The organism is Nocardioides sp. L-11A (assembly GCA_029961745.1).
GTDB lineage: Bacteria > Actinomycetota > Actinomycetes > Propionibacteriales > Nocardioidaceae > Nocardioides.
In genome coordinates, this window is the sequence record CP124680.1 from 3,979,722 (window position 1) to 4,003,857 (window position 24,136).

23 protein-coding genes are annotated in these 24,136 nt (G+C 72.7%); 12 read left to right on the plus strand and 11 right to left on the minus strand.

The window, feature by feature from the left end; all coding sequences use genetic code 11:
* Positions 1 to 117: 117 nt before the first annotated feature.
* Positions 118 to 1,233, minus strand: coding sequence for an endonuclease/exonuclease/phosphatase family protein (locus QJ852_19140; protein WGX95265.1), 1,116 nt, complete (start codon positions 1,231 to 1,233; stop codon positions 118 to 120).
* A gap of 68 nt (positions 1,234 to 1,301) precedes the next feature.
* Here QJ852_19140 and QJ852_19145 point away from each other — a divergent pair, with 68 nt between their 5' ends.
* From QJ852_19145 to QJ852_19170, 6 genes are read left to right on the plus strand one after another with little or no spacing between them, the layout of a single operon-like run.
* Positions 1,302 to 2,312 (plus strand): formylglycine-generating enzyme family protein, encoded by a 1,011-nt coding sequence (locus tag QJ852_19145; GenBank protein ID WGX95266.1) that lies wholly within the window; start codon positions 1,302 to 1,304, stop codon positions 2,310 to 2,312.
* Positions 2,309 to 3,862 carry a sulfatase gene (locus tag QJ852_19150; protein ID WGX95267.1) on the plus strand — a complete coding sequence of 518 codons (1,554 nt, stop codon included), beginning with the start codon at positions 2,309 to 2,311 and terminating at the stop codon, positions 3,860 to 3,862. Before QJ852_19145 ends, QJ852_19150 begins: the two co-directional genes overlap by 4 nt.
* Positions 3,863 to 3,888: 26 nt before the next feature.
* On the plus strand, positions 3,889 to 5,148 hold the full coding sequence (locus QJ852_19155; GenBank protein ID WGX95268.1) for a CBS domain-containing protein: 1,260 nt from the start codon (positions 3,889 to 3,891) through the stop codon (positions 5,146 to 5,148).
* Positions 5,145 to 5,678 carry a DUF1003 domain-containing protein gene (locus QJ852_19160; GenBank protein WGX95269.1) on the plus strand — a complete coding sequence of 178 codons (534 nt, stop codon included), beginning with the start codon at positions 5,145 to 5,147 and terminating at the stop codon, positions 5,676 to 5,678. Before QJ852_19155 ends, QJ852_19160 begins: the two co-directional genes overlap by 4 nt.
* Before the next feature lie 50 nt (positions 5,679 to 5,728).
* Positions 5,729 to 6,874, plus strand: a complete 1,146-nt coding sequence (locus QJ852_19165) for a P-loop NTPase (protein ID WGX99480.1) — start codon at positions 5,729 to 5,731, stop codon at positions 6,872 to 6,874.
* Positions 6,875 to 6,914: 40 nt separating this feature from the next.
* Positions 6,915 to 7,262: a sec-independent translocase gene (locus QJ852_19170; protein ID WGX95270.1), complete on the plus strand. Its 348-nt coding sequence runs from the start codon at positions 6,915 to 6,917 to the stop codon at positions 7,260 to 7,262.
* A gap of 119 nt (positions 7,263 to 7,381) precedes the next feature.
* Here the strand turns inward: QJ852_19170 and QJ852_19175 are convergent, their stop codons facing one another.
* Positions 7,382 to 7,918 carry a hypothetical protein gene (locus QJ852_19175; GenBank protein ID WGX95271.1) on the minus strand — a complete coding sequence of 179 codons (537 nt, stop codon included), beginning with the start codon at positions 7,916 to 7,918 and terminating at the stop codon, positions 7,382 to 7,384.
* Positions 7,919 to 8,026: 108 nt separating this feature from the next.
* Between QJ852_19175 and QJ852_19180 the strand changes: the two genes are divergently transcribed.
* Together QJ852_19180 and QJ852_19185 are read left to right on the plus strand one after the other, a co-directional pair.
* Complete coding sequence (locus QJ852_19180; GenBank protein ID WGX95272.1) at positions 8,027 to 8,656, plus strand: LysM peptidoglycan-binding domain-containing protein; 630 nt, start codon at positions 8,027 to 8,029, stop codon at positions 8,654 to 8,656.
* Between the two features lie 50 nt (positions 8,657 to 8,706).
* Positions 8,707 to 9,228, plus strand: coding sequence for an Rv3235 family protein (locus QJ852_19185; protein ID WGX95273.1), 522 nt, complete (start codon positions 8,707 to 8,709; stop codon positions 9,226 to 9,228).
* Between the two features lie 109 nt (positions 9,229 to 9,337).
* Here QJ852_19185 and secA read toward each other — a convergent pair whose 3' ends face one another.
* From secA to QJ852_19200, 3 genes are read right to left on the minus strand one after another with little or no spacing between them, the layout of a single operon-like run.
* Positions 9,338 to 12,223 (minus strand): preprotein translocase subunit SecA, encoded by a 2,886-nt coding sequence (gene secA / locus QJ852_19190; protein WGX95274.1) that lies wholly within the window; start codon positions 12,221 to 12,223, stop codon positions 9,338 to 9,340.
* A gap of 30 nt (positions 12,224 to 12,253) precedes the next feature.
* Positions 12,254 to 12,679 (minus strand): DUF4233 domain-containing protein, encoded by a 426-nt coding sequence (locus tag QJ852_19195; protein WGX95275.1) that lies wholly within the window; start codon positions 12,677 to 12,679, stop codon positions 12,254 to 12,256.
* Entirely contained in the window at positions 12,676 to 14,028 is a 1,353-nt protein-coding gene (locus QJ852_19200) for a folylpolyglutamate synthase/dihydrofolate synthase family protein (protein WGX95276.1), read from the minus strand. Before QJ852_19200 ends, QJ852_19195 begins: the two co-directional genes overlap by 4 nt.
* 94 nt (positions 14,029 to 14,122) lie before the next feature.
* Here QJ852_19200 and QJ852_19205 point away from each other — a divergent pair, with 94 nt between their 5' ends.
* A complete protein-coding gene (locus QJ852_19205; protein WGX95277.1) occupies positions 14,123 to 15,829 on the plus strand; it encodes a carboxypeptidase-like regulatory domain-containing protein in 1,707 nt (568 codons plus the stop codon).
* Between the two features lie 42 nt (positions 15,830 to 15,871).
* Complete coding sequence (locus QJ852_19210; GenBank protein ID WGX95278.1) at positions 15,872 to 17,062, plus strand: glycoside hydrolase family 43 protein; 1,191 nt, start codon at positions 15,872 to 15,874, stop codon at positions 17,060 to 17,062.
* 222 nt (positions 17,063 to 17,284) lie between these two features.
* Here the strand turns inward: QJ852_19210 and QJ852_19215 are convergent, their stop codons facing one another.
* Genes QJ852_19215 through QJ852_19235 form a run of 5 tightly spaced genes read right to left on the minus strand, consistent with a single transcriptional unit; the run spans position 17,285 to position 21,759 of the window.
* Positions 17,285 to 17,998 (minus strand): class I SAM-dependent methyltransferase, encoded by a 714-nt coding sequence (locus tag QJ852_19215; GenBank protein ID WGX95279.1) that lies wholly within the window; start codon positions 17,996 to 17,998, stop codon positions 17,285 to 17,287.
* Positions 17,995 to 18,777, minus strand: a complete 783-nt coding sequence (locus QJ852_19220) for an ABC transporter ATP-binding protein (GenBank protein WGX95280.1) — start codon at positions 18,775 to 18,777, stop codon at positions 17,995 to 17,997. Before QJ852_19220 ends, QJ852_19215 begins: the two co-directional genes overlap by 4 nt.
* Entirely contained in the window at positions 18,774 to 19,751 is a 978-nt protein-coding gene (locus tag QJ852_19225; protein ID WGX95281.1) for an ABC transporter substrate-binding protein, read from the minus strand. Before QJ852_19225 ends, QJ852_19220 begins: the two co-directional genes overlap by 4 nt.
* Before the next feature lie 28 nt (positions 19,752 to 19,779).
* Positions 19,780 to 20,805 carry an iron ABC transporter permease gene (locus QJ852_19230; GenBank protein ID WGX95282.1) on the minus strand — a complete coding sequence of 342 codons (1,026 nt, stop codon included), beginning with the start codon at positions 20,803 to 20,805 and terminating at the stop codon, positions 19,780 to 19,782.
* Between the two features lie 51 nt (positions 20,806 to 20,856).
* Entirely contained in the window at positions 20,857 to 21,759 is a 903-nt protein-coding gene (locus tag QJ852_19235; protein ID WGX95283.1) for an alpha/beta hydrolase, read from the minus strand.
* Between the two features lie 45 nt (positions 21,760 to 21,804).
* On the opposite strand from QJ852_19235, the gene QJ852_19240 reads away from it, so the two are divergent.
* Entirely contained in the window at positions 21,805 to 22,149 is a 345-nt protein-coding gene (locus tag QJ852_19240) for a helix-turn-helix transcriptional regulator (GenBank protein ID WGX95284.1), read from the plus strand.
* Complete coding sequence (locus QJ852_19245) at positions 22,142 to 22,714, plus strand: nucleotidyl transferase AbiEii/AbiGii toxin family protein (GenBank protein ID WGX95285.1); 573 nt, start codon at positions 22,142 to 22,144, stop codon at positions 22,712 to 22,714. The genes QJ852_19240 and QJ852_19245 overlap by 8 nt, the downstream gene beginning before the upstream one ends.
* Positions 22,715 to 22,736: 22 nt before the next feature.
* On the opposite strand, the gene QJ852_19250 is transcribed toward QJ852_19245, so the two are convergent.
* The gene (locus QJ852_19250; GenBank protein ID WGX95286.1) at positions 22,737 to 24,089 is read right to left on the minus strand and encodes a hypothetical protein; all 1,353 of its coding nucleotides are present in this window, start codon (positions 24,087 to 24,089) and stop codon (positions 22,737 to 22,739) included.
* Positions 24,090 to 24,136: the final 47 nt, after the last annotated feature.

Below are 24,136 nucleotides of genomic sequence, written 5' to 3' on the forward strand. Positions count from 1 at the left end.
ACCCGAGATCCGATCGGGCTCCGAACGAGCGCTCCCGGGGGGAACAGACGACTCTCGACCCTTTGACCCGGGCACTATACCCGCCTGGGCACGCCGAAAACCGGTGGGACGACGCGGCTACTCCGGCGTGCCGGAGCCCTCCTGGGCGGGCTGCTCGTCCCCGCCCTTCTTGGACTTCTTGGACGCGGCGCCGTCGCTGCACTTCTCCGTCTTGATCCCGCCGAGGGTGAAGACCGAGCGGACCGGCAGGTGGTCGGACCCGCCCTCGGGCAGGACCGCGGAGCTGGTGGCGGTGAGGTCGGGACCGCCGTAGAGGAGGTAGTCGATGCGGGTGCGCGGCCGGCTCGCCGGGTGGGTCGGCCCGCTGCCGCTGCCGGCGTCGACGAAGCTGTCGCTGAGCCGCGAGGTGAGGATCCGCTCCGGCCCGGAGCCCGGCCAGGTGTTCATGTCGCCGCCGAGGAGCTTGGGCCGCGGGTCGGCGGCCAGCATGCTGGAGATCCGGCTGGCCTGCTGGGTGCGGATGTTGGCCGAGGTGTTGTCGAGGTGGGTGCTGTAGAGGCTGACCTCGACGCCCTCGACGTCGATCACGGCGTGCAGCAGGCCCCGCGGCTGCGCGCGACCGATATTGGGCAGGGGGGTGTTCACCGACGACACGATCGGGTACTTCGAGACGATCGCGGTGCCGTAGAGGCCGTCGCCGAAGGTCACATTGCGGCCGAACGCGGAGTTCCACCCGCCGAGGCGCTCGGCGAACCACGCGGCCTGGTCGACACTCCCGGTGCTGCGGCGCCGGTTGTCGACCTCCTGGAGCAGGATGATCTCGGCGCCGGAGCGCTGCATCACGCCGAGCAGGCGCTCGAGGCTGCCCGCCCGGGCCGACTTGATGTTGTAGGCGAGCGCGGTGACCTCCGTGGTGCCGATCAGCGCCTGGCACACGAGCTGGGCGGACTGCCGCTCGGCCTCCATCGCCAGCGGCGGGACCAGGACCTCGCCGCCCTCGGGCACGACCGGGGCGGCGGCCGCCGGCGGGGGGATCGCTGCCGCGGGGACCCGGCGGCCCTCGTCGACCACGGGTGCGTCGGGGCTGTCCGGCGGGAAGATCAGCGAGAAGCTGAGCCCGGCCACGACGACCACCACGGCCACCAGCGTCACGATCACGTCGAGGGAGGAGACGGCCGAGCCCGGGCGCTTGCCCGCGCGCACGCCGCGCCGCTTCTCCTCCTGCTCCTCCACGTCCGGAATGGTAAACGACTCCCCCACCTCGCCGGGCCGCAACGCATGCTGGGGCAGACTGGTCGGCGATGTCCGATCAGCGTCCCTGTTGTGTCCCTGCCGGCCCCCGGTCCACCGCGGGCGCCGGGGACGACACCGCGGCGGGCCTCCCGGCACCGGGACCGCGCGGCACCGACTCCACGGAGCTGGCGCCGATCCCGGCCGGCCGGGCCGCCCTCGGCGACCACTTCGGGGACGGCTACGCGGGCGACGGGGAGGGGCCGGTGCACGAGGTCGAGGTGTCCGCCTTCCGGTTGGGCACGACCACCGTGACCAACCGCGCGTTCGCCGCCTTCGCCGACGCGACGGGGCACCGCACCACGGCGGAGGCGGAGGGCTACTCCGCCGTCTTCCACACCGACGTCGCGGCGACGGTCGCCGACGTGCTGGGCCGATCCCCCGCGACCCCGTGGTGGGTCGGCGTGCGTGGGGCCGACTGGCGGCACCCCGAGGGTCCCCGCTCCGACCTCGACGGCCGAGACGAGCACCCCGTGGTGCACGTCTCCCACGACGACGCCCTCGCCTTCGCCCGGTGGGCGGGCCGGCGGCTGCCCACGGAGGCCGAGTGGGAGTACGCCGCCCGGGGCGGCCTGTCCGGGCGCCGCTACCCCTGGGGCGACGACCTGATGGCCGACGGCGCCGGCTGGCGGTGCAACATCTTCCAGGGCAGCTTCCCGGCCACCAACACCGTCGAGGACGGCTGGACGACGACGGCCCCCGTGACGGCGTACTCCCCCAACGGGTACGGCCTGCACCAGATGGTCGGCAACGTGTGGGAATGGTGCGCCGACTGGTTCGACGCCGCGGCCTACCAGGGCCGGGCGCGGCGCGATCCGCGCGGCCCGGCCTCTGGTACCGTCCGCGTGATGCGCGGGGGGTCCTTCCTGTGCCACGACTCGTACTGCAACCGGTACCGGGTCGCCGCCCGATCGGCGGCACCGCCGGACTCCTCCGCCTCCAATCTCGGCTTCCGTTGCGCTGCCGACACCCCGATCGACGCCCCCAACGACGTCCCCGTCACGAAGGAGATCGACGCGTGAGTCGCCCCGGCCGCCTCCGTCTGGCCACCGCCGCCGTCCTGAGCGCGAGCGTGCTCGCCGCCTGCTCGGGCGGGGGCGACGGTGCCTCCACCGAACGCCCGCCGGTGGTGAAGTACCAGCCTCCGGGCGAGCAGACGGATGTCGCGGCGCCGACGAAGGACGACACCGTGCTCGGGCCCGACGCGACGCCGGCTCCGGTGGCCTCGCCGGACCGGCCCAACCTGCTGATGATCACCATGGACGACGCGGCGCTGAAGGACATCGCGTTCATGCCGCACCTCCAGGAGGTCGTCGCCGACCAGGGCGTCACGATCGCGAACGGGCTCGCGCCGACCCCGATCTGCGTGCCGGCCCGCGCCTCCCTGCTGACCGGGCAGTACGCCCACAACCACGGCGCGGTCACGGTCGGCGGCGAGGGCGGCGGCTACCCGGCGTTCGAGGACGCCGACACGCTGCCGGTCAGCCTGCAGGACGCCGGCTACGACACGATGATGGTCGGCAAGTACCTCAACGGCTACACCCGGCACGAGGTCGACCACGAGCCCCCGGGCTGGACCGTGTGGCGGCCGACCGTCGACTTCGCCACCTACGACTTCGAGCACCCGCAACTGCTCGTCGACGGCGCGATCAAGCGCTACGACACCTACTCCACGACGCTCCTCAGCGACCAGTCCAACGACCTGATCGAGAAGCAGGCCGACAGCGACGACCCGTGGTACCTCTGGGTCAACTACGTCGCCCCGCATCACGGCAGCCCGATCGAGGACGACGATCCCGAGGGCATCTCGACCACGGTCCCGGCCAAGGAGGACCGCAACACCTTCGAGGACCTCGACCTCGACACGACCCCCGAGATGTTCGAGGAGGACCCCAGCGACAAGGCGCTGATCCGGGCCGCCCGACAGAAGAGCTCGAAGGAGCGCCGGGCCGGGCTGCGCGAGGAGCGCCAGCAGCGGGTCGAGGCGCTGCAGGCCGTCGACCGGGCGATCGCCCGCACCGTCGAGACACTCGAGGAGACCGGCCAGCTCGCCAACACCTACGTCGTGGTCACCTCCGACAACGGGTTCATGACCGGCGAGCACAACCTCAACGGCAAGCTCTGGTACTTCCGCGACAGCATCGGCATCCCCATGCTCATCCGGGGCCCGGGCCTGCCCGCCGGCACCACCACGCAGGCCCCGGTCACCAACGCCGACTGGGCACCGACCTTCGCCGCGCTCGCCGGCACCACCCTCGACCGGGACGCCGACGGCGTCGACGTGATGCCCTGGCTCGACAGCGACGCCACGCGCCGCGTCGTCCCCATCGCCGGTTGGCCGGTCAAGGGCGGGCTCGAGCCGCTCTACACCGGTGTCATCGTCGGACCGTGGACCTATGTCCGCGGCCGCAAGGGGCGCGGCGAGATGTACTACACGAAGAACGACCCGTTCCAGCTCTCCAACCTGTATCGCGACCCTCGCTACCGGGCCATGCGCAAGGAGCTGCGCGGGCTGTGGCTGGAGACCCGGGACTGCGCGGGCGCGACGTGCCCGCGGACGTTCATGAAGTAGCCGCGCGGGCCGGTAGCGTTCGTGCCGTGAGCACCACCCCCTCCCGCGTGTTCGCGGCCAGGCTGGTCGGGCTCCCGATCTTCGACCCCCAGGGCGACCAGGTCGGGAAGGTCCGCGACCTGGTCGTCACGATGCGCACCGAGGGGACCCAGCCGCGGGTGCTCGGGATGGTGGCCGAGGTGTTCGGCCGACGCCGGATCTTCGTCCCGATGACGCGGGTGACGAATATCGACAGCGGCCACGTCTACACCACCGGCCTGCTCAACATGCGCCGCTTCGAGCAGCGCACCACCGAGACCCTCGTCATCGGGCAGATGCTCGACCGCACCGTGACGATCCGCGACAGCGGCGTCAGCGGCACGGTGTACGACGTCGCGATGGAGCCCGCGCGGACCCGGGACTGGGTGCTCAGCCGGGTCGCCGTGCGCGAGCCGTCCAAGGGCTTCCGCCGCCGCGGGCAGACCCACGTCGTGGAGTGGCGCGACGTGGTCGGCCTGCACCGTGCCGACGAGGCCCAGGGCGCGACCCACCTGATCGCGGCGCTCAACGAGATGCGGCCCGCCGATGCGGCGAGCATCCTGCACGACCTGCCCCCGGAGCGGCGTACCGCGGTCGCGCTGGCGCTCGACGACGAGCGGCTCGCCGACGTCCTCGAGGAGCTGCCGGAGGACGACCAGGTCGAGATCCTCGAGGGCCTCGACTCCGAGCGTGCGGCCGACGTGCTCGAGGAGATGTCCCCCGACGACGCGGCCGACCTGGTCGCGGACCTGCCACCGGAGACCCAGGAGATCCTGCTCCAGCTGATGGAGCCCGAGGAGGCCGAGGACGTGCGGCGGCTGATGTCGTACGTCGAGAACACCGCCGGCGCGATGATGACCTCCGAACCGGTCATCCTCGGCCCCGACGCGACCATCGCCGACGCACTCGCCCACGTTCGCAACCCGGAGCTCACCCCGGCGCTCGCCGCGCTGGTCTACGTCTGCCGGCCGCCGCTGGAGACGCCCACCGGCAAGCTTCTCGGCGTCGCCCACATCCAGCGGCTGCTTCGCGAGCCGCCGTCCACGCTGGTCGCCGGCGCGCTCGACGACTCGATGGAGTGGCTGCGCCCGGAGGCGACCATCGACGAGGTGGCGGCCCACCTGGCGACGTACAACCTGGTGGCGGCGCCGGTCGTCGACGAGGACCGCCGCCTGCTCGGCGCGGTCACGGTCGACGACCTGCTCGACCACATGCTCCCGGCCAATTGGCGCGAGCGCGCGCGTGAGCGCGGAAGGGGTGCCCCGTGAGCGACCCGCGCCGCACCCGGGAGCGGCTGGACACCCCCCGCGAGGAGCGCCGGCAGCTGGTGCGCCGGCCGTCGTACAACGCCGACACCTTCGGCGTCTTCGCCGAGCAGTTCGCCCGGTTCATGGGCACCGCGACCTTCCTCATCTACATGACGCTGTTCGTCGTCGGCTGGATCTGCTGGAACCTGCTCGCGCCCGCGGGCCTGCGCTTCGACGACTACCCGTTCATCTTCCTGACGCTGATGCTGAGCCTGCAGGCGTCGTACGCCGCCCCGCTGATCCTGCTCGCGCAGAACCGTCAGGAGGCCCGCGACCGCGTCATCGCCGAGCAGGACCGGCAGGCCGACGCCCGGGCCCACGCCGACATGGAGTTCCTCGCCCGCGAGGTCGCGTCGCTGCGGATGGCGGTCGGCGAGGTCGCCACCCGCGACTTCCTGCGCTCCGAGCTGCGCAACCTGCTGGCCGACCTCGACGAGCGCACGCCGTCTCACGGGGACGGCGCCGACGAGGACGCTCCGGGCGCTCCGTAGACTCAGGGGTTGTGAGCAGTACGACGCAGTCCCCGTCCGTCGAGCAGGTCATGGCCGCGCTCAGCAAGGTCAACGACCCCGAGATCAAGCGCCCGATCACCGAGCTCGGCATGGTCGAGGGGGTGGACGTCGCCGCCGGCGACGGCGGTTCGGTCGTGACGGTCAGGGCACTGCTGACCGTGGCGGGCTGTCCGCTCAAGGACACCATCAACCGCGACGTCACCGCGGCCGTCGCCGCGCTGCCCGGCGTGACCGGTGTCGAGGTCGAGCTCGGCGTGATGAGCGCGGAGCAGCGCTCCGGCCTGCACGAGACCCTGCGCGGCGGCCAGGCGCAGCGGGAGATCCCGTTCGCCCAGCCGGGCTCGCTCACCAAGGTGTTCGCCATCGCCTCCGGCAAGGGCGGCGTCGGCAAGTCGTCGGTCACCGTCAACCTCGCCCTCGCCCTGGCCCGGTCCGGCCGCAAGGTCGGCCTGGTCGACGCCGACATCTACGGCCACTCCGTCCCCGCCATGCTCGGCGTCGCCGACGCCCGACCGACCCAGGTCGACGACCTGATCATGCCGGTGCCGACGCCGTCCGGTGTCTCGGTCATCTCGATCGGCATGCTCAAGCCGCGCCGCGACCAGGTGGTCGCGTGGCGCGGACCGATGCTCGACCGGGCCCTGGTCCAGATGCTCGCCGACGTCTACTGGGGCGACCTCGACGTCCTCCTGCTCGACCTGCCGCCGGGCACCGGCGACGTGGCCATCTCGCTGGGCCAGCACCTGCCGGGCGCCGAGGTGGTCGTGGTGACCACCCCCCAGGAGGCCGCGGCCGAGGTCGCCGAGCGGGCCGGCACGATGGCCTCGATGATGCACCAGCGCGTGGTCGGCGTCGTCGAGAACATGAGCTACCTGCCCTGCCCCCACTGCACGGCCGAGGGCAAGGATCACCAGCTCGCCATCTTCGGCACCGGCGGCGGCGACCGGGTGGCCGAGACGCTGTCCGAGCGGTTCGGGTACGACGTACCCGTCCTCGGCCGGATCCCGATCGACATCGCGCTCCGCGAGGGCGGCGACGTCGGCAAGCCGATCGTCGAGGCCGACCCCACGGCACCGGCCGCCGCCGCCCTCCAGGCGATCGCCGACCGGCTCGACGGACGCGGCCGCGGACTGGCCGGCATGCAGCTCGGACTCACCCCGACCAGTAAGTTCTGACCCGCACGCTGTCGCGACGCACGGAGGAAGGGGCTGGCGGGTGTTCGGTATCGGTTTCGGCGAGCTCGCGGTCATCGCCTTCCTCGCCGTGCTCGTCTTCGGCCCCGACAAGCTCCCCGACCTGGCCCGTCAGGCCGGCCGTCTGGTCCGCGACCTGCGCAAGTTCGCCAACAACGCCCGCGACGAGCTGCGCTCCGAGCTCGGTCCGGAGTACGCCGACCTCGAGCTCACCGACCTCGATCCGCGCGCCATCGTGCGCAAGCACATCGCCGAGGCGATGGCTGAGCTCGAGGAGCTCGAGGACACCATCCGCAGCGACGACGACGCCGCGCCGGTGCGTCCGCTGGAGCCCGGCGAGCGGCCGCCGTACGACCTCGACGCGACCTGATCTGGCGGAATGACTCGTCAGTAGGTCGCGCGGTTTGGGACCAATCCGCGCGATTTCGGCCCCACGGCATGCAGTCTCTGCCCAATCGTCGGCTGATTCGGCGCGGCCGAGGAGCGATCTCAGCGGCGGGATCTGGCCGCGGCGAGAGCGCTGAACGCGACCAACACGGTACGCCGGCCCTCGCCGACGACCAGCTCGCAGAAGTCCGCGCCGACCCGCGCCAGTACGCCGTCGTGGCGCGTCCCGTCGCGCAGGTGGAGCAGGCAGGGCTCCCGCGCCTCGGCGATGCGGCGCAGGGCGGAGCCGAGACCGAGACGGGTGACCGGTGACCAGGCGACGGGTGGCACCGAGCGGGCGGAGGCGCCTTCGACGGTGGCGAGCGCCGCGAGGACGACCACCCAGTCGTGGTCGCCGGACGCGAGGAGCAGCCAGCCGTCGGCGACGCGCTCGATGGTGCCGGTCAGGGCACCGACGCCGACGACGCCCAGGGTCGCCTCCGCACCCATGCTCGCCATCAGCCGGCCGGCCAGGCCGACCTGCCGGTACTCCGCCCGGCTGCGGTCGGCCACCTCGAGGTCGCGCTCGGCGGCGAAGAGGGCCCCGGCCTGGTCCTCGAGGTCGTCGAAGAGCGCGAACAGCTCGTCCTCCCAGCCCATGGAGCCACCCTCGCACGGCGTCGTCCACAGACCCGCGGCGAACGGTTGACAACCGATTTGAATGAACTCATTCTGAATCAAACGGAAGCAAACACAAAGGTTCTCGGGATGAATCTCGTCGCTGCCGGCCGGGTGCGGATGCGCGCCGCCCTGCTCTGGCTCACCACCACCGCCGCGCTGGGCGGGCTCGGCGCGCTCGCCGCGCCCGCCGTGCGGCGGCTGGCCACCACGCCGGGGCCGTCCTTCGCCGATCTCCTCGTCCAGGCGTGCGCCGCGGTGGCCCTGGTGGCCGGTGTCGCCCTCTGGGTGCTGGCGACCGACGTCGCGAGCGGCGTGCTGCGCTCCGGCGGCGTACCGCCCGGCCGGGCCGTCGGGCCGGTCCGCCGCCTGCTGCTGGCCGCGTACGGCGTGGCCGTCCTCGCCGGCACCGCCCCCGCCTCCGCCGAGGTGCCCACCGGTCCCGACGCCCCCACCGGCGCCGCGGTGCTCGACGGGCTACCGCTGCCCGACCGGCCCCTCGACCGTCCGGCCCGAGACGGCGGTCCGGACCCGGCTGTCGTCGTCGTCCGACCCGGCGACTCCCTGTGGTCGATCGCCGCTCACCACCTGGGCCCCGGGGCGTCGCCGAGTGACCTGGCGTCGTACTGGCAGCGGGTGCAGGCACTCAATGCGGCCGCTCTCGGGCCCGACCCGGACCTCATCCACCCCGGGCAGTCGCTCCGGCTACCCCCGACCTGACCCGCTGACCCGATCCCGCCGACCCGCCGACCCGCCACCCAGGAGGAACCATGTCCGCAGCCCCGCACGAGCTGGTCGGCCTCCGGCTGGCCGTCCCGGTCAGCCCCACTCAGGGCACCCTCGCCCTGGCTCTGCTCCCCCGACAGTCCCCGCCCCGGATCCCAGGACGCGCGGCGCCGCCGGCGACGAGACCGGGCGCGGTCGTCGTCCCCATCGACCAGCGGCTGCGGCACGCGATCGAGGAGTGGACCCACCGGTTCGTGCAGGCGGCCGTCGAGATCGTCGGCGGCGACCGCCCGGTCTCCCAGCTGGTGCGTTGGACCACCCGCGACGTGTACGCCGACCTCCACCGCCGCGCCCTCCTGGTCGCCCGCGCCGGCGGTCACCAGCCCGGCCTGGCCCGCGTGCAGCCCGTCCGGCCGCGGGTGCGAAGCGTGCACGCCTGCTTCCTCAGCGAGGTCATCGTCGAGTGCGGCGTGCATGTGCGGCACGGTGAGCGGTCGCGCGCCGTCGCGGCGCGGTTCGAGCGGCGCGACCAGCGCTGGGTGTGCACCGCGCTGGACTTCTCCTAGCCCGAGCCGGACCGACATCGACCCGGCGCGTTCAAACGCGCCGGGTCGGTGTGTCTCAGACGTTCAGATGCGCCGGGTCGGTGTGTCTCAGACGTTCAGATGCGCCGGGTCAGCCGCTGACCCGGGTGGTGTAGCCGGTCGCCCCGCCGGGAGCGCCGTGGCAGCGCTTGTACTTCTTGCCGGAGCCACAGGGGCACAGGGCGTTGCGGCCCACGTCGCCGAACTCGTCGTCGGCGTTCGACACGGCGCCGCTGCCGCGGACCTCCTCGTGCCCGGTCTCGTCGGGCGCGGAGTAGGTGAGGTTCTGCGGCTGCTTCGGAGCGTCGAGGCCCTTGGCGGTGACCTTCGGGGCCTTGAGCTCGGAGGAGATCGAGGCCAGGTCGACCTCGCCGCCGGCGCCCACGCCGATGCCGACCGGGGGCTCGGCGAACGCGCCCTCGTGCATCGGGCCGGCGTGCCGGGTGCCGTCGGCGTGGTAGTGGACCTCTTCCTCGTCGTCCTCGACCTGGACCTCCAGGTTGAAGAGGAAGCCGACCGTCTCCTCCTTGATGCCGTCCATCATGGCGGCGAACATGTCGAAGCCCTCGCGCTGGTACTCGACCAGCGGGTCGCGCTGGGAGTAGGCGCGCAGATAGATGCCCTCGCGCAGGTAGTCCATCTCGTAGAGATGCTCACGCCACTTGCGGTCGAGCACGGAGAGGAGGACACGGCGCTCGAGCTCGCGGGCGACCTCCTCGCCGACCTCCTCCTCACGCCGGTCGTACGCCGCGTGCGCGTCGGCCTTGAGCGCGTCTATGAGGTGCGCCTTCTCGAGCGCGGCCTGGGTGCCGGCCTCCTCGACCAGGTCCTTCCAGGAGATCGAGACCGGCCAGAACTGCTTGAGGTCGGTCCACAGCTGCTCGAGGTCCCACTGCTCGGCGAACTCGTCGAGCGAGCCGTTGACGAAGCCCGTGACGACGTCGTCGATGAAGGTGCGGACCTGCTCCTCGAGGTCGACGCCCTCGAGGACCTCGCGGCGCTCGCCGTAGATCACCTTGCGCTGGCGGTCCATGACGTCGTCGTACTTGAGGACGTTCTTGCGGGACTCGAAGTTCTGTGACTCGACCTGGCCCTGGGCGTTGGCGATCGCGTTGGTGACCCGCTTGTTCTCGATCGGGACGTCGTCGGGGATCTTGAGCATGAGCAGGACCCGGTCGACCCAGTCGGACTTGAAGAGCCGCATGAGCTCGTCCTGCAGGGACAGGTAGAACCGGCTCTCGCCGGGGTCGCCCTGACGGCCGGAACGACCGCGGAGCTGGTTGTCGATGCGGCGCGACTCGTGGCGCTCGGTGCCGATGACGTAGAGGCCGCCGAGCTCCTTGACCTCGTCGTGCTCCTTCTCGACCTGCTCCTTGATCTTCTCGATCATGGCGGGCCAGGCGGCGTCGTACTCCTCCGCGGTCTCGCCGGTCGGCTCGAGGCCCTGCTTGCGCAGCTCGGCGTCGGCGAGGAACTCGACGGAGCCGCCGAGCATGATGTCGGTGCCACGACCGGCCATGTTGGTCGCGACGGTGACGGCGGCCTTGTGCCCGGCCAGGGCGACGATCTTCGCCTCCTCGGCGTGGACCTTCGCGTTGAGGACCGAGTGGGCGACACCGCGCTTGGTCAGCTGCTGGTGGAGATACTCCGACTTCTCGACGGACACGGTGCCGACGAGGACCGGCTGGCCCTTCTCGTGGCGCTCGACGATGTCGTCGACCACCGCGTCGTACTTCGCCTCCTCGGTGCGGTAGACGAGGTCGGGCTGGTCCTTGCGCTGCATCGGCTTGTTGGTCGGGATCGGGACCACGCCGAGCTTGTAGATCTTGTCGAACTCGGAGGCCTCGGTCATGGCCGTACCGGTCATGCCGGAGAGCTTGTCGTAGAGGCGGAAGTAGTTCTGCAGGGTGACGGTGGCGAGGGTCTGGTACTCCTCGCGGACCTTCACCCCCTCCTTGGCCTCGATGGCCTGGTGGAGGCCGTCGTTGTAGCGGCGTCCCGCGAGCATGCGGCCGGTGTGCTCGTCGACGATGAGCACCTCGCCCTCCATGACGACGTACTCCTTGTCGTTGCGGAACAGCTCCTTGGCCTTGATGGAGTTGTGCAGGAACGAGATCAGCGGCGTGTTGGCCGACTCGTAGAGGTTCTCGATGCCGAGGTGGTCCTCGACCTTGGTGATGCCGTCCTCGAGGACCGAGATCGTGCGCTTCTTCTCGTCGACCTCGTAGTCGACGTCCTTGGTGAGCTTCTGTGCGATCTTGGCGAACTCGGCGTACCACTTGACCTCGTCCTGGGTCGGACCGCTGATGATCAGCGGGGTCCGCGCCTCGTCGATGAGGATCGAGTCGACCTCGTCGACGACGGCGAAGTTGTGGCTGCGCTGCACGCACTCCTCGAGCGAGGAGGCCATGTTGTCGCGGAGGTAGTCGAAGCCGAGCTCGTTGTTGGTGCCGTAGGTGATGTCGCAGGCGTAGGCCTTGCGCCGCTCGTCAGGACGCATGCTCGGCAGGATCACGCCCACCGTGAGGCCCAGGAAGTGGTGGATCCGGCCCATCATCTCGGACTGGAACTTGGCCAGGTAGTCGTTGACCGTGACGACGTGGACGCCCTTGCCCTCGAGCGCGTTGAGGTACGCCGGCAGCGTCGAGACCAGGGTCTTGCCCTCACCGGTCTTCATCTCGGCGATATTGCCCATGTGCAGCGCGGCGCCGCCCATGATCTGTACGTCGAAGTGGCGCTGCCCGAGGACCCGGCGCGCGGCCTCGCGGACCGTCGCGAACGCCTCGGGCATGATGTCGTCGAGATCCTCGCCCTCGGAGAGGCGCTTGCGGAACTCGTCGGTCATGCCCCGCAGCTCGTCGTCGGACATCGCCTTGAAGTCGTCCTCGATGGCGTTGACGGCCTTCGCGATGCCCTCGAGCTGGCGGAGGATCTTGCCCTCTCCGATGCGGAGGAGCTTGTCGATGATCACTGGCACGCGGTCACTCTACCCAGTGCCCGGAGACGGTCACGCACCATCTGAATCCCGGCCCTCGTCGTAGGCCGCGAACGCGGCGGCCCGCTCGTTCTCGATCTTGCGCCCCAAGCCGTAGGCGCTCCCCCAGAGCAGGGCGAAGATGCCGCCGATCACGAACATGAGCGGGGCGAGGAAGCCGAGGGCGACGGCGCCGACCTGCAGCACGTGCCCGAGGGCGTACGCCGACTCGCGGCGCAGCATCCCGGCGACCAGGACGCACAGGACGGCCAGCCCCAGGCCGAGCGGCAGCGCGACGGCGGGCCGGATGTCGGAGATGCCGATCATCACCGGGGTGGACAGGCCGACCGCGATCGCCTCGAGGGTAAGGACGGCGGCGCACATCCCGCGGCGGGGCGACTTCTCCCGCTCGGGGTCGACCGGCGCGTCCGGTGTCGGGTGAGGGATCTCGTCGTTCACTTGCGGCCTCCCAGCAGCAGGCGGGCCTCACCGACGGTCACGACGGAGCCGGTGACGAGGACGGCGCCCGAGCTGAGCGCGTCGCTGCCGGCCGCCTCGGCCCGGGCGGCCGCGGCGTCGATGGCGTCGGCGAGCAGGGGGACCACGCTCACCCGGTCGTCGCCGAACACCTCGCGCGCGACGACGGCGAGCTGGTCGGCGGGTAGCGCCCGCGCAGTGGCGTTCTGGGTCACGACGACGTGCGCGAGGTGCGGCTCGAAGGCGGCCAACAGGCCCTCGGCGTCCTTGTCCCCCATCACACCGATGACGCCGATGAGCGGGTCGAACTGGAAGGAGTCCTCCAGCGCCGCCGCCGTGGCCTGCGCACCGTGCGGGTTGTGGGCCGCGTCGAGCACGATCGTGGGACTGCGGCGGATCACCTCCAGCCGGCCGGGCGAGGTGATCTCGGCGAGGGCCCCGCGGACGATGTCGTCGCCGAGCGGCTCCTCGCCACCGACGAGCGCCTCGACCGCGGCGAGGGCGGTCGCGGCGTTCTGCGCCTGGTGAGCACCGTAGAGCGGCAGGAAGAGGTCGTCGTACCGGCCGCGGAGGCCCTGGAGCGTGACGACCTGGCCGCCGACGGCGGGCGCGCGGGAGACGACGCCGAACTCCAGGCCCTCGCGGGCGACCGTGGCGCCGACCTCCGCGATCCGCTCGAGCAGGACGGCGGCGACCTCCGCGCTCTGCTGGGCGAGCACCGCGATCGAGCCGGGCTTGATGATGCCCGCCTTCTCCCGGGCGATCTCGACCGCGGTGCCGCCGAGGTAGTCGGCGTGGTCGACGGAGATCGGGGTCACGACCGCCACATCGGCGTCGATGACGTTGGTGGCGTCCCAGGAGCCGCCCATCCCGACCTCGACGACGGCGACGTCGACCGGCGCGTCGGCGAAGGCGGCGTAGGCCATCCCGACGACGGTCTCGAAGAAGCTGAGCGGGTGGTCCTCGGCCCGGTCGACCAGATGGGTGTACGGCGCGATGTCGTTGAACGCCCGGACGAAGGCCTCGTCGTCCAGCGGCTCGCCGTCGATGCTGATCCGCTCGCTCATCCGCTCGACGTGCGGGCTGGTGAACCGGCCGGTGCGCAGGTCGAGGGCGCGCAGCAGTGCATCGATCATCCGCGAGGTCGACGTCTTGCCGTTGGTGCCGGTGAGGTGCACCGACCGGTAGGCGCGCTGCGGGTCGCCGAGCAGCTCGGTGAAGGCGCGGATCCGGTCGAGCGAGGGCTCCAGCCGGGTCTCGGGCCACCGGGACAGGAGGGCGTCCTCGGCCTCGGCGAAGGTCTCGGCTGGGCGCGCGTCGGGATCGTTCATGGCGGGGCCGAGTCTAGGGGCGGTCGCCTCGGAGCCCGGAATGTTGGGGGTGCACCCTGACGCCGCGGGCGTCGCGGACACCGACGATGGCCGGATGCGACGTGCGCTGCTGGTCCTGCTCGCCCTGGTCCTGATGTCCGCGACGGGGCCGGCCCTGGCCCGCCCGGCCCGGGCGGCGGGGACCGGATCCATCACCGGGACCGTCACCGTCCCGGCCGGGTACGACGTCCGCGGGGTCCAGGTCTTCGTCAGCACGACCGCCCACCCGACCGGCTTCGCGGCGGGCGCGGGCTCCTGGGTCGGCCCAGACGGCACGTTCGCGCTCACCGGCCTGGCTCCGGGGACCTATCACGTCGCGTTCGGCACGTTCTGGTCGGACATGAACCCCTGCAGCTACGGCCGGGACCGCTGGTGGTCCTCCCCCGGGGTCGCGGCGGGCTCGTGCAACGGGACGACCCTGTCGGGGGCAGGCACCGTCACGATCACCGACGGCGCGGCGACGGCGTTGGGCACGACGCCGCTGCTCACCGACTTCACTCCCCACCGGTACGGCGGTCGGGTGGTCGCCGCCCCGGGGCGCAGTGTCGCGGGCGTGCAGGTCGAGCTGTGGGCGGCCAGCGACGGTGCCTGGAACCTGCCGGCCGACTGGTACCGCCTGGACAGCGTGCCGGTCCGGACCCTGGGCGCGGACGGCGCCTTCTCCTTCGACCTGCCGACCGTGCCCAACGGGCTCCGGCTCACGCTGCGGTTCGTCGCGCCGGGCGGCAGCGACTACGTCTTCTCCTTCGCCGACTCCGGGCTGACCGGCGCCACGACCGGCGCGGGCGGCGTGGCGTTCGGCGCCGGGTCGGTCGGGCTCACGGCACTCCCGCTGGCCGCGGCCGCCGACACCGACCTCGGGACCCGCACCCTCAAGACGGCCACGACCCACGTCAGCGGCGGGGTCACGATCAGCGGCACGCCCGAGTGGGGGCGCACCCTGACCGCCCGCTCCGACGTCGTGTGGGGCGACGCCGGGACCGGCACGGTCCTCCAGTGGCTGCGCAACGGGGTGGTGGTCGACGGCCTGACCGGGCCCGAGCTGGTCCTTGACGGACTCGACGACGGCTGGGAGGTCGAGCTGTCGGTGCGGGCGGTGCCCGACGGCTTCCGTGCCTATCCGGGCCCGCCGATCGCGTCGGCCCCGGTGGTGGTCCGCAACACCACGCCGTTCGCCGCCGGGGCACCGCGCGTCACGGGGACGGCAGCCACCGGCAGCGTGCTGGCCGCGTCACCCGGCCTCTGGCGCCCCTCCGTGGCGACCTACGCCCACGACTACCGGTGGCTGCGCGGCGGCACCACGATCGCGGGGGCCATCGGGCCGACGTACCGGGTGACGCCGGCGGACGTCGGTGCCCGGATCGGCGTCGAGGTGACCACGACCCGGCCGGCCGACAGCGGCCCGGGCACGCCCTGGTTCACCGGCCCCGGCGTGGCCCGCTCCGTCGAGACCGCGTCCGTGGCGGCGGGCGCGCTGCCGGCCGGCGCCGTCGCTGCGTGGCCGGCGCGGAAGGCCGGGGCGAGGGCCCGGGTCGGCAAGCGGGTCCGGGTGTCGCCGCCGGCCCTGTCCGCCGAGGCGCTCGCCCTCGGCGCGCGGGTCGGGCTGCAGTGGTACGCCGGCAAGCGGCTGCTGCCCGGGGCGACCGGTCGCACGCTGAAGGTGCGCCGGGCCTTCCGCGGGAAGGTGGTCACGGTGACCGCGACCGTGACCGCGCCGGGCTACCTGCCGCAGACCCGGACGATCCGCTTCGGGCGAGCCTGAGCCTGTCCGGTCCTCTATCGTGGCCGCCCGGGAGGAGGCGGCATGCGCAGCAGGGGCGTCGCGGTCACGGCCGCGCTGGTGGTCGTCGCGCTGGTCGCGGCCGCCTGCGGCTCCGGCGAGGCGTCCCCGCCCGAACCTGACGGCACCGCCGCAGAGGCGCCGCTCATCCCGGAGCCGAGCGCGCTCCCCACGGCGCTGCCGAGCGACGTGCTGGCCGGCGAGATGCAGGACCTCGCGCAGCTCGCCGAGCGGCTCGCCCAGGAGCTCCCGGCGCAGCGCCGGCCGGAGCCGGTCCGGATCGCGGGTGGCAGCTCGCGGTGGCAGCCCGGCGAGGCGTACCGCGGGGTGTTCGCGGATCCGGACATCGTGCGGCACCGGGGCCGCTGGTACGCCTATGCCACCAACACCTCGCACCTGCGGCTGCCGACGCTCACCTCGCGCGACCTGGTCACCTGGACCCCGCTCGCCACCAGCGGCGGCGGCCGGGTCGACCCGATCGAGGTCGCCGGCTGGGTGCGCAGCCGCGACGGCGGGCGCGACCTGTGGGCACCCGGCGTCGGCAAGGTCGGCGACGGCTGGACGGCGGCCTACTCCGCACCCGCCGGCACCCAGGGCGGACAGCGGCACAACTGCATCGGCCTCACCCGCGGGCCGTCACCCGCGGGTCCGTTCCGTCCGGTGGGCGAGCCGCTCTGCTACGGCGAGGCACAGCTGGGTGTCATCGATCCCGACGTGTTCGTCGACGAGGACGGCGTCCCGTGGCTGTTGTGGAAGTTCTCGGGGATCGTCAACCGGCGTCCGGCGGGGCTGTTCGTCCGGCAGCTCAACCCCGACGGCACCGGCTTCGCCGACGGATCGCAGACCCGGGAGCTGCTCACCCTCGACCGGGCGTGGGAGGGCGACACGATCGAGAACCCGAGCATGGTGCAGTTCCGCGGCGTCACCTATCTCTTCTACTCCGGCAACTCCTGGGAGCGCGCCGACTACGCGACCGGCTACGCGATCTGCGCCGGTCCCGAGGGACCCTGCGTGCGCCAGAACGGCGGCGAGCCGCTGCTCTCCACCGGGTCGACCGGACGCCTCGGGCCCGGCGGGGCGAGCGCGTTCGTGCACCGGGGGTCGCTGCGGCTCGTCTACCACGCCTGGGACCAGGTCGGCCGCCAGCGCCAGCTGCACATCGCCGGCCTGTGGCAGCGCGACGACGGCACCCTCGAGATCGTCGACCCAGGCTGAGTTGTAGGGCGCGAACGCGTCGCTCGTGCCTCGCGCCGCGCTGCCGCGCACGCGGTTGACTTGACCAGATGGTCAGGTTGACCTGGCGGCAAGACTCCGGCACGACCCGAAGCCCCGGCCTCGGCGGCTCCGGTCGCTCCTTCGTCGCTCCCTACGCCTCCTCGTCCGGCGTTCGTGTCGTAGCCGTGCGGCGGAGAGAGGGCGCGAACGCGTCGCTCGCGCTCAGGTGCGGCGGGCGGTGATGAGGAACTGCAGCTGCACCTCGTGGTCCGGGGCGACGCCGAAGCGCCGGTCCAGCTCGAGGATGGTCTGCAGCGGGGTGACGCGCACGTCGTCGAACCCGGCTGACGCGACGACGTCGCGGGTGGCGTCGATCGACGTCGCGGCGGCGAGGGGCAGCAGCGCCCGGACCCCGTCGTCGTAGAGCTCGACGAAGTCGGTGGCGGTGTCGCGGTCGAGCCCGGTCGGGAACCACGTCGAGTCGACGAGCGCCAGCACTCCCCCGGGTCGCAGCACGCGGCGCCAGTTGGCGAGGGCGCGCTCCGGCTCGCGCAGGGTCCACATCAGGTACCGGTTGGTGATCGCGTCGAAGGACGCGTCGGCGAAGTCCGGGGCGACGGCGTCGCCCTGCTGGAAGCGCGGGGCCCGCTCGGCCCGGGCGGCGTGCTCGCGGGCGCGCGCCAGCATCCCGTCGGACAGGTCGGTGGCGGTGACGTGGTGACCGAGTCCGGCGAGCAGCAGGGCGACGTACCCGCTGCCGGTGCCGAGGTCGAGGACCTCCGCCGGCGCCGGCGGCAGGACCGCGCCGAAGATCTCCGCCCAGGCCGCGCGGTCGTGGTCGCGGCGCTCGGGACGCTGCTGGTAGTCGTCGTACTCCGGCGCACGGCCGGTCCAGTAGGCGTTGATGCTGTCCTGGGGCAGGGGCCGGGTCGTCATGCGGTGAGCCTCTCGGAGGTGGCGGCGAGCGGGTGGAAGAGCAGCTGGGGGTAGCCGGCGGCGTCGGTGCGGGTCACACCGATGCCGTAGACGCGTTCGAGGAGGTCCGGGTCGAGGACCAGGTCCGGAGGGCCGGCGGCCGCGACCCGGCCACGGTCCAGGAGCACCAGGTCGTCGCAGTAGCGGGCCGCGAGATTGAGGTCGTGCAGGACGACGACCGCGCTGGTCGCGACCTCGCGGACCAGGCCGAGCACCTCGTGCTGGTAGCGGATGTCGAGGTGGTTGGTCGGCTCGTCGAGGAGCAGGAACTCCGCCTCCTGGGCCAGGGCCCGGGCGACCAGGACCCGCTGCCGCTCGCCGCCGGACAGGTCGGCGTAGGCCCGGGCGGCGAGGTGCGCGGCACCGACCCGGGCGAGCGCGGCCTCGATCGCCTCCCGGTCGGCGGCGCCGGCGCGCTGGAAGGTGCCCAGCCGCGGCAGGCGGCCCAGGGTGACCATCTCGCGCACCGTGAGCATGGTGTCGGCGTCGGACTCCTGCACCACGACGGCGATGCGCTGCGCCACCTCCCGCGGCCGCAGCGTCGTCAGCGGACGTCCGCCGAGGGTGACTCGGCCACGGGCCGGGCGCAGCGACCCGTAGAGCATCCGCAGGGCGGTCGTCTTGCCGCTGCCGTTGGGCCCGAGCAGGCCGAGCACCCGGCCCGGCCGGGCCTCGAGCCCCACACCGTGCAGCACCGGGCGGGCGTCGTACCCGAAGTGCAGGTCCTCGGCGACGATCATGAGCCGAACCTCGTCCGGATCTGCTCGAGCCCGTCGAGCGCGAGCGGGGTCGGCGGCTCGACGTAGTTGAAGAGCAGCGGCATCAGGTGGTCGTCGCGGACCGCGGCGATGCTCTGCGCGCCGGGCAGCGAGGTGACCGCCTCCGCGACCTTCGCGGGGTCGCCGGCGCTGTACAGCAGGATCAACACGTCGGGGTCGCGCCCGATCAGCTCCTCGGGCGTGACCTCGAAGACCCGCTCGTCGGTGTCGGCGAAGACGTTCTCGAAGCCCGCGGCCTCGAGGATCGGGTGCGCCATGCTGCGGGTGCCGTAGGCGTAGGTGACCCCGCCGCCGACGGTCGGGTAGAGCACGGCGGCGGTGCGCCGCTCGCTGTCCGGCGCGGCCGTCAGCGCGGCCACCCGCTCCTCGATCGACGCGGCGGCGGCCGCCGCCTCGTCGGGGCGGTCGAAGATCTTCCCGTAGGTCGTCATCTGGTCGACGATGTCGTCGAAGCCGGGCTCGTCGATCCCCGCCGCGCACATCGCGGGCTCCTCGATCAACGGGATCCCGACGGCCCCCAGGGTGTCCCGGCTCAGGTTGTCGATCTCGCCGAGCACGAGGTCGGGCTCCTGGTCGATCACCACCTCCTTGGAGACCAGCAGGTGGCCGGAGGTGTCGGTCTTGCCGGTGAGCGCGGGGATGTCCTCCAGCGCGGACCAGGTGGCGTCGTCGTAGTAGTCGCGCGGGTACTCCCCCGCCCGGGCGGTGACCCGGTCGAGGACGCCAAGCGGGGCCAGGTACGGCACCGCGGCGCTCTTGAGCAGCACCACCTGCTCGGGTGCGGCGTCGAAGGTGACCTCGGCGCCGCAGTTCTCGACGGTCAGCGGGTAGGGGCCGGAGCCGCCCTCGGCGGACTTCTCGGTCGCGTTCAGGCCGCAGGCGGACAGCGCGAGCACCGAGGCGGTCGCGGTGAGGGCGGCGAGGGGGCGGCGCATGGCTTCTCCTGGGAGATCGGGTGGGGGCTCAGGCCGCGGTGGCCTGGAGACGGCGGACGAGGATGAGCAGGAAGGGGGCGCCGACGACCGCGGTGATGATCCCGATCGGGATCTCCTGCGGCGCGAGCAGCACCCGGGCCAGGACGTCGGCCCAGATGAGGAGAATCGCGCCCATGAGGGCGGCCACCGGGACCGCGCGGGTGTGCGCGGCGCCGACCGCCCGGCGGGCCAGGTGCGGCACCACGAGGCCGACGAAGCCGACGGCACCGGCGGCCGAGACGACGACCGCGACACAGAGCGCGACCAGGACGAGCAGACCGGTGCGGAACCGCTCCGGGGGTACGCCGAGGGCGAGCGCCGTCTCGTCGCCGACCGCGAGCGCGTCGAGCTGGCGGCCGAGCACCGTGAGCACGGCGACGGCGAGGAGCACGACGACCACCGCGACGGCGAGCGGCTGGCCCCATGCGGCGAGGGCCAGCGAGCCGAGCAGCCAGAACATGACCGAGCGGGCACCCTCGGCGGAGTCCGAGGCGAAGATCAGGAAGCTGGTGACCGCCTGGAGGGCGTAGCCGACCGCGACCCCCGCCAGCAGGAGGCGGGTGGAGGTCACCCGCCCGGCGGAGCGGGCGACGACGTACACGAGGGCGGAGGCGGCGATCGCGCCCACGAACGCGCTCGCCGAGAGGACGTGCTCGCCGAGGCCGAGGGTGACGCCGAACAGGATCGCCGCGGCCGCTCCGGTGGAGGCGCCGGAGCTGACGCCGAGCAGGTAGGGGTCGGCCAGCAGGTTGCGCACCATCGCCTGCAGGGCCATGCCGGACACCGCGAGGCCGGCGCCGACCACCGCCGCAAGGATCACCCGCGGGAGCCGCACCTCCCAGACGATCGAGTCCCGCGGCGCGCTCCAGGTCTGCTCGCCGGGCAGCAGGAAGAGGTGGTGCCCCACGACCTGCACGACGCTCCCGAACGGGACGTGGATGGCGCCGAGGGCGGTGCCGGCGACCACCGAGAGGAGGAGGACGGCGAGCAGGCCGGCGGTCCAGCGACGCGCCACCTCTCACCTCCTTGTTGCAAGAACTTTGCAACAAGGAACCTAGCGCAGCAGTCAGCGAGGGGTGCGGCCGGCCCTGCCGACGTGCATCCGCATCCAGCCCGCGACCTGCCACATCAGCGGCTCGGCCGCGTCGAAGACGTCGGTGTGCCGCCAGAAGCCGTGCACCTGACCGAGGTAGCGGGTGCCGACGACCTCGACGCCGGCCTCCGCGAGCAGCAGGACCAGGTGCTCCCCCTCGTCGCGCAGCGGATCGTGCTCGGCCGTGACCACCAGCGTCGGCGGCAGCGTCCCGAGCGCGTCGGAGCGCAGCGGGGCGAGGTCCGGGTGCTCGAGGTCGGCCGGGCCGGCGGCGTACTGCTGCCAGTACCAGGCCGCCTCCTCGGGGGCGAAGCCCTCGGGACCTGTCGCGTAGGACTCGAAGCCCGCCGCCGGGTCGAGGAAGGGATAGATCAGCGCGACCCCGGTGAACCGGTCGGGCCGGCGCAGCGCCGTGACCAGGGCCAGGTTGCCGCCGGCACTGTCGCCGTGGACGAACGTCGGCAGGGCGGCCAGCTCCGGTTGGTCGTCGAGCCAGCGCACCGCCGCGGACAGGTCGTCGGGCGCCGCCGGGAACCGGTGCTCCGGCGGGCGGCGGTAGTCGACGCTCAGCACGGCCGTGCCGCTGAGGTTCGCGAACCGTCGCACGGCGGCGTCGTGCACGTCGATGTCGTTGAACACGAACCCGCCGCCGTGGGCGTGCACCACCACGGCGTCGTACCCCTCGGGGAGGTAGAGGCGGGCGGGTACGCCGCCCGCGACGACGTCGCGCACCTCCGCGACCGAAGGGCGCTCCTGCGCCAGGGCGGCCGCGCGGGCCCGCTCCCGCTCGGCGGCGATGTCGTAGCCGGGACCGTTCACCGGGGGCTGCGCCGCGGCCTCGGCGGCGGCCGCACGCGCCTGGGGATGGAGGGCCATGCGCCCAGCCTTCCATGTGTACGCTTTTTCGTACATCATGGAGGTATGGCCACCGCCAGCAGCACCGTCGCCCGGATCCTCGAGCAGTCCGGTCTCTCCAAGAGCGCGCTCGCGGCACGGTCCGGTGTGAGTCGCTCGATGATCGACAACTACCTCAAGGGGACGACCCAGCCCAGTCTCGCCCAGGCGACGCGCCTGGCCGAGGCCGCCGGCCTGGAGCTCGAGGTCACCGTCCGACGCAGGCGGCGCACCGTCCCCGAGCAGTTCCTGGCCGTACTCGAGTTCGGCGACCTCTTCCCGCGCAAACCGCCGCGCGAGCTGCCGAACCTGGGGCCGATCTGGCGCGATGTCGCCCGCCGCGCCGCTGGTCCGCGGCTCGCCGATGCCTGACGGCCCCCAGCCCCTCCTCCTGCGCCGACTGCGTGCGGTCCATGAGGCCCTGCGCGACGCCGGCTTCGACCACGCGGTCGGCGGCGCCATCGCGCTGGCCGTGCACGTCCTGGAGCCGCGCTTCACCGCGGACATCGATCTCAACGTGATGGCAGACCCCGAGCATCCAGACGCCATGCTCGCCTGCCTGCCCGAGGAGATCCGGATCCCCGACGATGCGTCGCGGACCATCGCCCGGGACGGCCAGATCCGACTGATCTGGCCCTCCCCCGACACCCCCGTCGATCTCTTCCTGCCCCAGCATCCGACCTATCACGCACTCGTGACCGAGCGCGCCGAGCCCGTCGACTTCCTCGGCACGGACATCAAGGTGATGACCGCGACCGACCTCGTGGTGTTCAAGGTCCTCTTCGACCGCTCGAAGGACTGGGTCGACATCGAGGCGCTCCTGGAGAACGGCGCGGGTGACGTCACCGAGGCGATCGGCTGGCTGACCGAGTTCCTCGGCACCGATCCACGCATCGCGAGGCTGGGCGCACTCGCGTGGGAGATCCAGCAACGCTAGTGGTGTCACCGAGCCAGGGCGTTCAGCGGGCGCGGGACTTCGCGGCCAGGCACTGCACACCGGGCGCCGGCGCCGACGTCTTGACCTTGACGAACACCTTGCCGGCGGCGCGCTTGCGCAGCTTCACGGCGAACCTGCCCTTGGCGTTGGCCTTGCCCGCGCCGACCTTGCGGGCCTTGCCCTTGCCGGGCTTGGCGTAGGCGACGACCTTGCCGGCCCGGCAGCCCGGCTCCGCCACGATCCGGCCCTTCACCTTGCCACCGACGACGCCGCGGAGCTTGACCTTGCGGGCCACCTGGCGGGTCGGGAACAGGTTCGCGTCGATCGTGATCGCGCCGACCCGGTTGGCGGCCCGGTCGACGAACCAGAGGCGGCCGTCGCCGCCGAACGCGATCTGGGCGGGGTCCCAGGGCGCGATCCGGGCCCGGGAGATCGCCCCGTCGGGTGCGATCCGGCCGATGCCCTCCCGCTCGGCCCACCACAGCGCTCCGTCGGGGCCGAGGACCATCGAGTGCGGCACGGGCTCGACGCCCGGGGCGAGCTTCGGCAGTTCCCAGGACGTGAGCCGGGTGCCGTCGAAGCGGCCGATCGCGCCACCCTCCGAGGACGTGAGGATCTGCCCCGGCGAGTACCCGGTCGCCCACAGCGCACCGTCGGCACCGAAGGCAAGGGAGGTCGCGTCGTAGTTGGCGTTGGTCCACTGCACGGGATAGGAGCGCTCGGTGCCGCCCTGATCGGGGTGGACGTCATCGACGCGGCGCAGGTGACCGAACGCGTCGCCGTACCACAGCGCGCCGTCGGCGGCGACCGCCATCGGCGTCGGCATGCCGTACGACGTGGGCAGCTGCCACCCGGTCGTCTCGTTCGTGACCGGGTCGACCCACATGCGGAGGACGGCGTCGCTGGGGCCGAGCTTCGTCGACCAGACGCCGCGGTCCCTGGCGGCGGCCAGGTAGCCGCCCTGTCCGAACCCGTAGTTCGCCATCGGCTCGACGGCGCCCGCTGTGGTCGCGCGCCGCAGGCGCGCCGAGGTGTCGGTGAGGAAGTAGAGGTGGCCGTCGTGGGCGGCCACCATGTTCGTCGGCCCCGTCGAGCCGCCCTGCGGCGCGACGGCGAACTCGGTGATGGCGCCGCCGGTCGTGATCCGGCCCAGCTTCCAGCCCTTGCTCTCGGTGAACCACAGGTTGCCGTCGGCTCCCCGGACCAGGGACTCGATCCCCGCGTCGGGAGTCGGCACCGGGTAGGTGGCGATGGTGGGGGCGGCGACCGGCACGCTCGGTGCTGCCTGCTCGGCGTGGGCCGAGCCGGGGGCGAGCGCCGAGGACGCCATCAGCAGTGCTCCCGCGACCGCTACCGCACTCTTCCTGACCCGCACGCTCCACGCTCCTCACGACATCGACGGCGAGGCTCCAGCATTCCCGG

What these genes read in the sequence shown, in the direction of transcription:
- QJ852_19145 (WGX95266.1), top strand. Translation starts at nt 1,302, where the DNA reads ATGTCCGATCAGCGTCCCTGTTGTGTCCCTGCCGGCCCCCGGTCCACC.
- QJ852_19165 (WGX99480.1), top strand. Translation starts at nt 5,729, where the DNA reads ATGGCCGCGCTCAGCAAGGTCAACGACCCCGAGATCAAGCGCCCGATC.
- QJ852_19175 (WGX95271.1), bottom strand. Translation starts at nt 7,918, where the DNA reads ATGGGCTGGGAGGACGAGCTGTTCGCGCTCTTCGACGACCTCGAGGAC.
- QJ852_19180 (WGX95272.1), top strand. Translation starts at nt 8,027, where the DNA reads ATGAATCTCGTCGCTGCCGGCCGGGTGCGGATGCGCGCCGCCCTGCTC.
- QJ852_19185 (WGX95273.1), top strand. Translation starts at nt 8,707, where the DNA reads ATGTCCGCAGCCCCGCACGAGCTGGTCGGCCTCCGGCTGGCCGTCCCG.
- QJ852_19200 (WGX95276.1), bottom strand. Translation starts at nt 14,028, where the DNA reads ATGAACGATCCCGACGCGCGCCCAGCCGAGACCTTCGCCGAGGCCGAG.
- QJ852_19205 (WGX95277.1), top strand. Translation starts at nt 14,123, where the DNA reads ATGCGACGTGCGCTGCTGGTCCTGCTCGCCCTGGTCCTGATGTCCGCG.
- QJ852_19210 (WGX95278.1), top strand. Translation starts at nt 15,872, where the DNA reads ATGCGCAGCAGGGGCGTCGCGGTCACGGCCGCGCTGGTGGTCGTCGCG.
- QJ852_19215 (WGX95279.1), bottom strand. Translation starts at nt 17,998, where the DNA reads ATGACGACCCGGCCCCTGCCCCAGGACAGCATCAACGCCTACTGGACC.
- QJ852_19220 (WGX95280.1), bottom strand. Translation starts at nt 18,777, where the DNA reads ATGATCGTCGCCGAGGACCTGCACTTCGGGTACGACGCCCGCCCGGTG.
- QJ852_19225 (WGX95281.1), bottom strand. Translation starts at nt 19,751, where the DNA reads ATGCGCCGCCCCCTCGCCGCCCTCACCGCGACCGCCTCGGTGCTCGCG.
- QJ852_19235 (WGX95283.1), bottom strand. Translation starts at nt 21,759, where the DNA reads ATGGCCCTCCATCCCCAGGCGCGTGCGGCCGCCGCCGAGGCCGCGGCG.
- QJ852_19240 (WGX95284.1), top strand. Translation starts at nt 21,805, where the DNA reads ATGGCCACCGCCAGCAGCACCGTCGCCCGGATCCTCGAGCAGTCCGGT.
- QJ852_19245 (WGX95285.1), top strand. Translation starts at nt 22,142, where the DNA reads ATGCCTGACGGCCCCCAGCCCCTCCTCCTGCGCCGACTGCGTGCGGTC.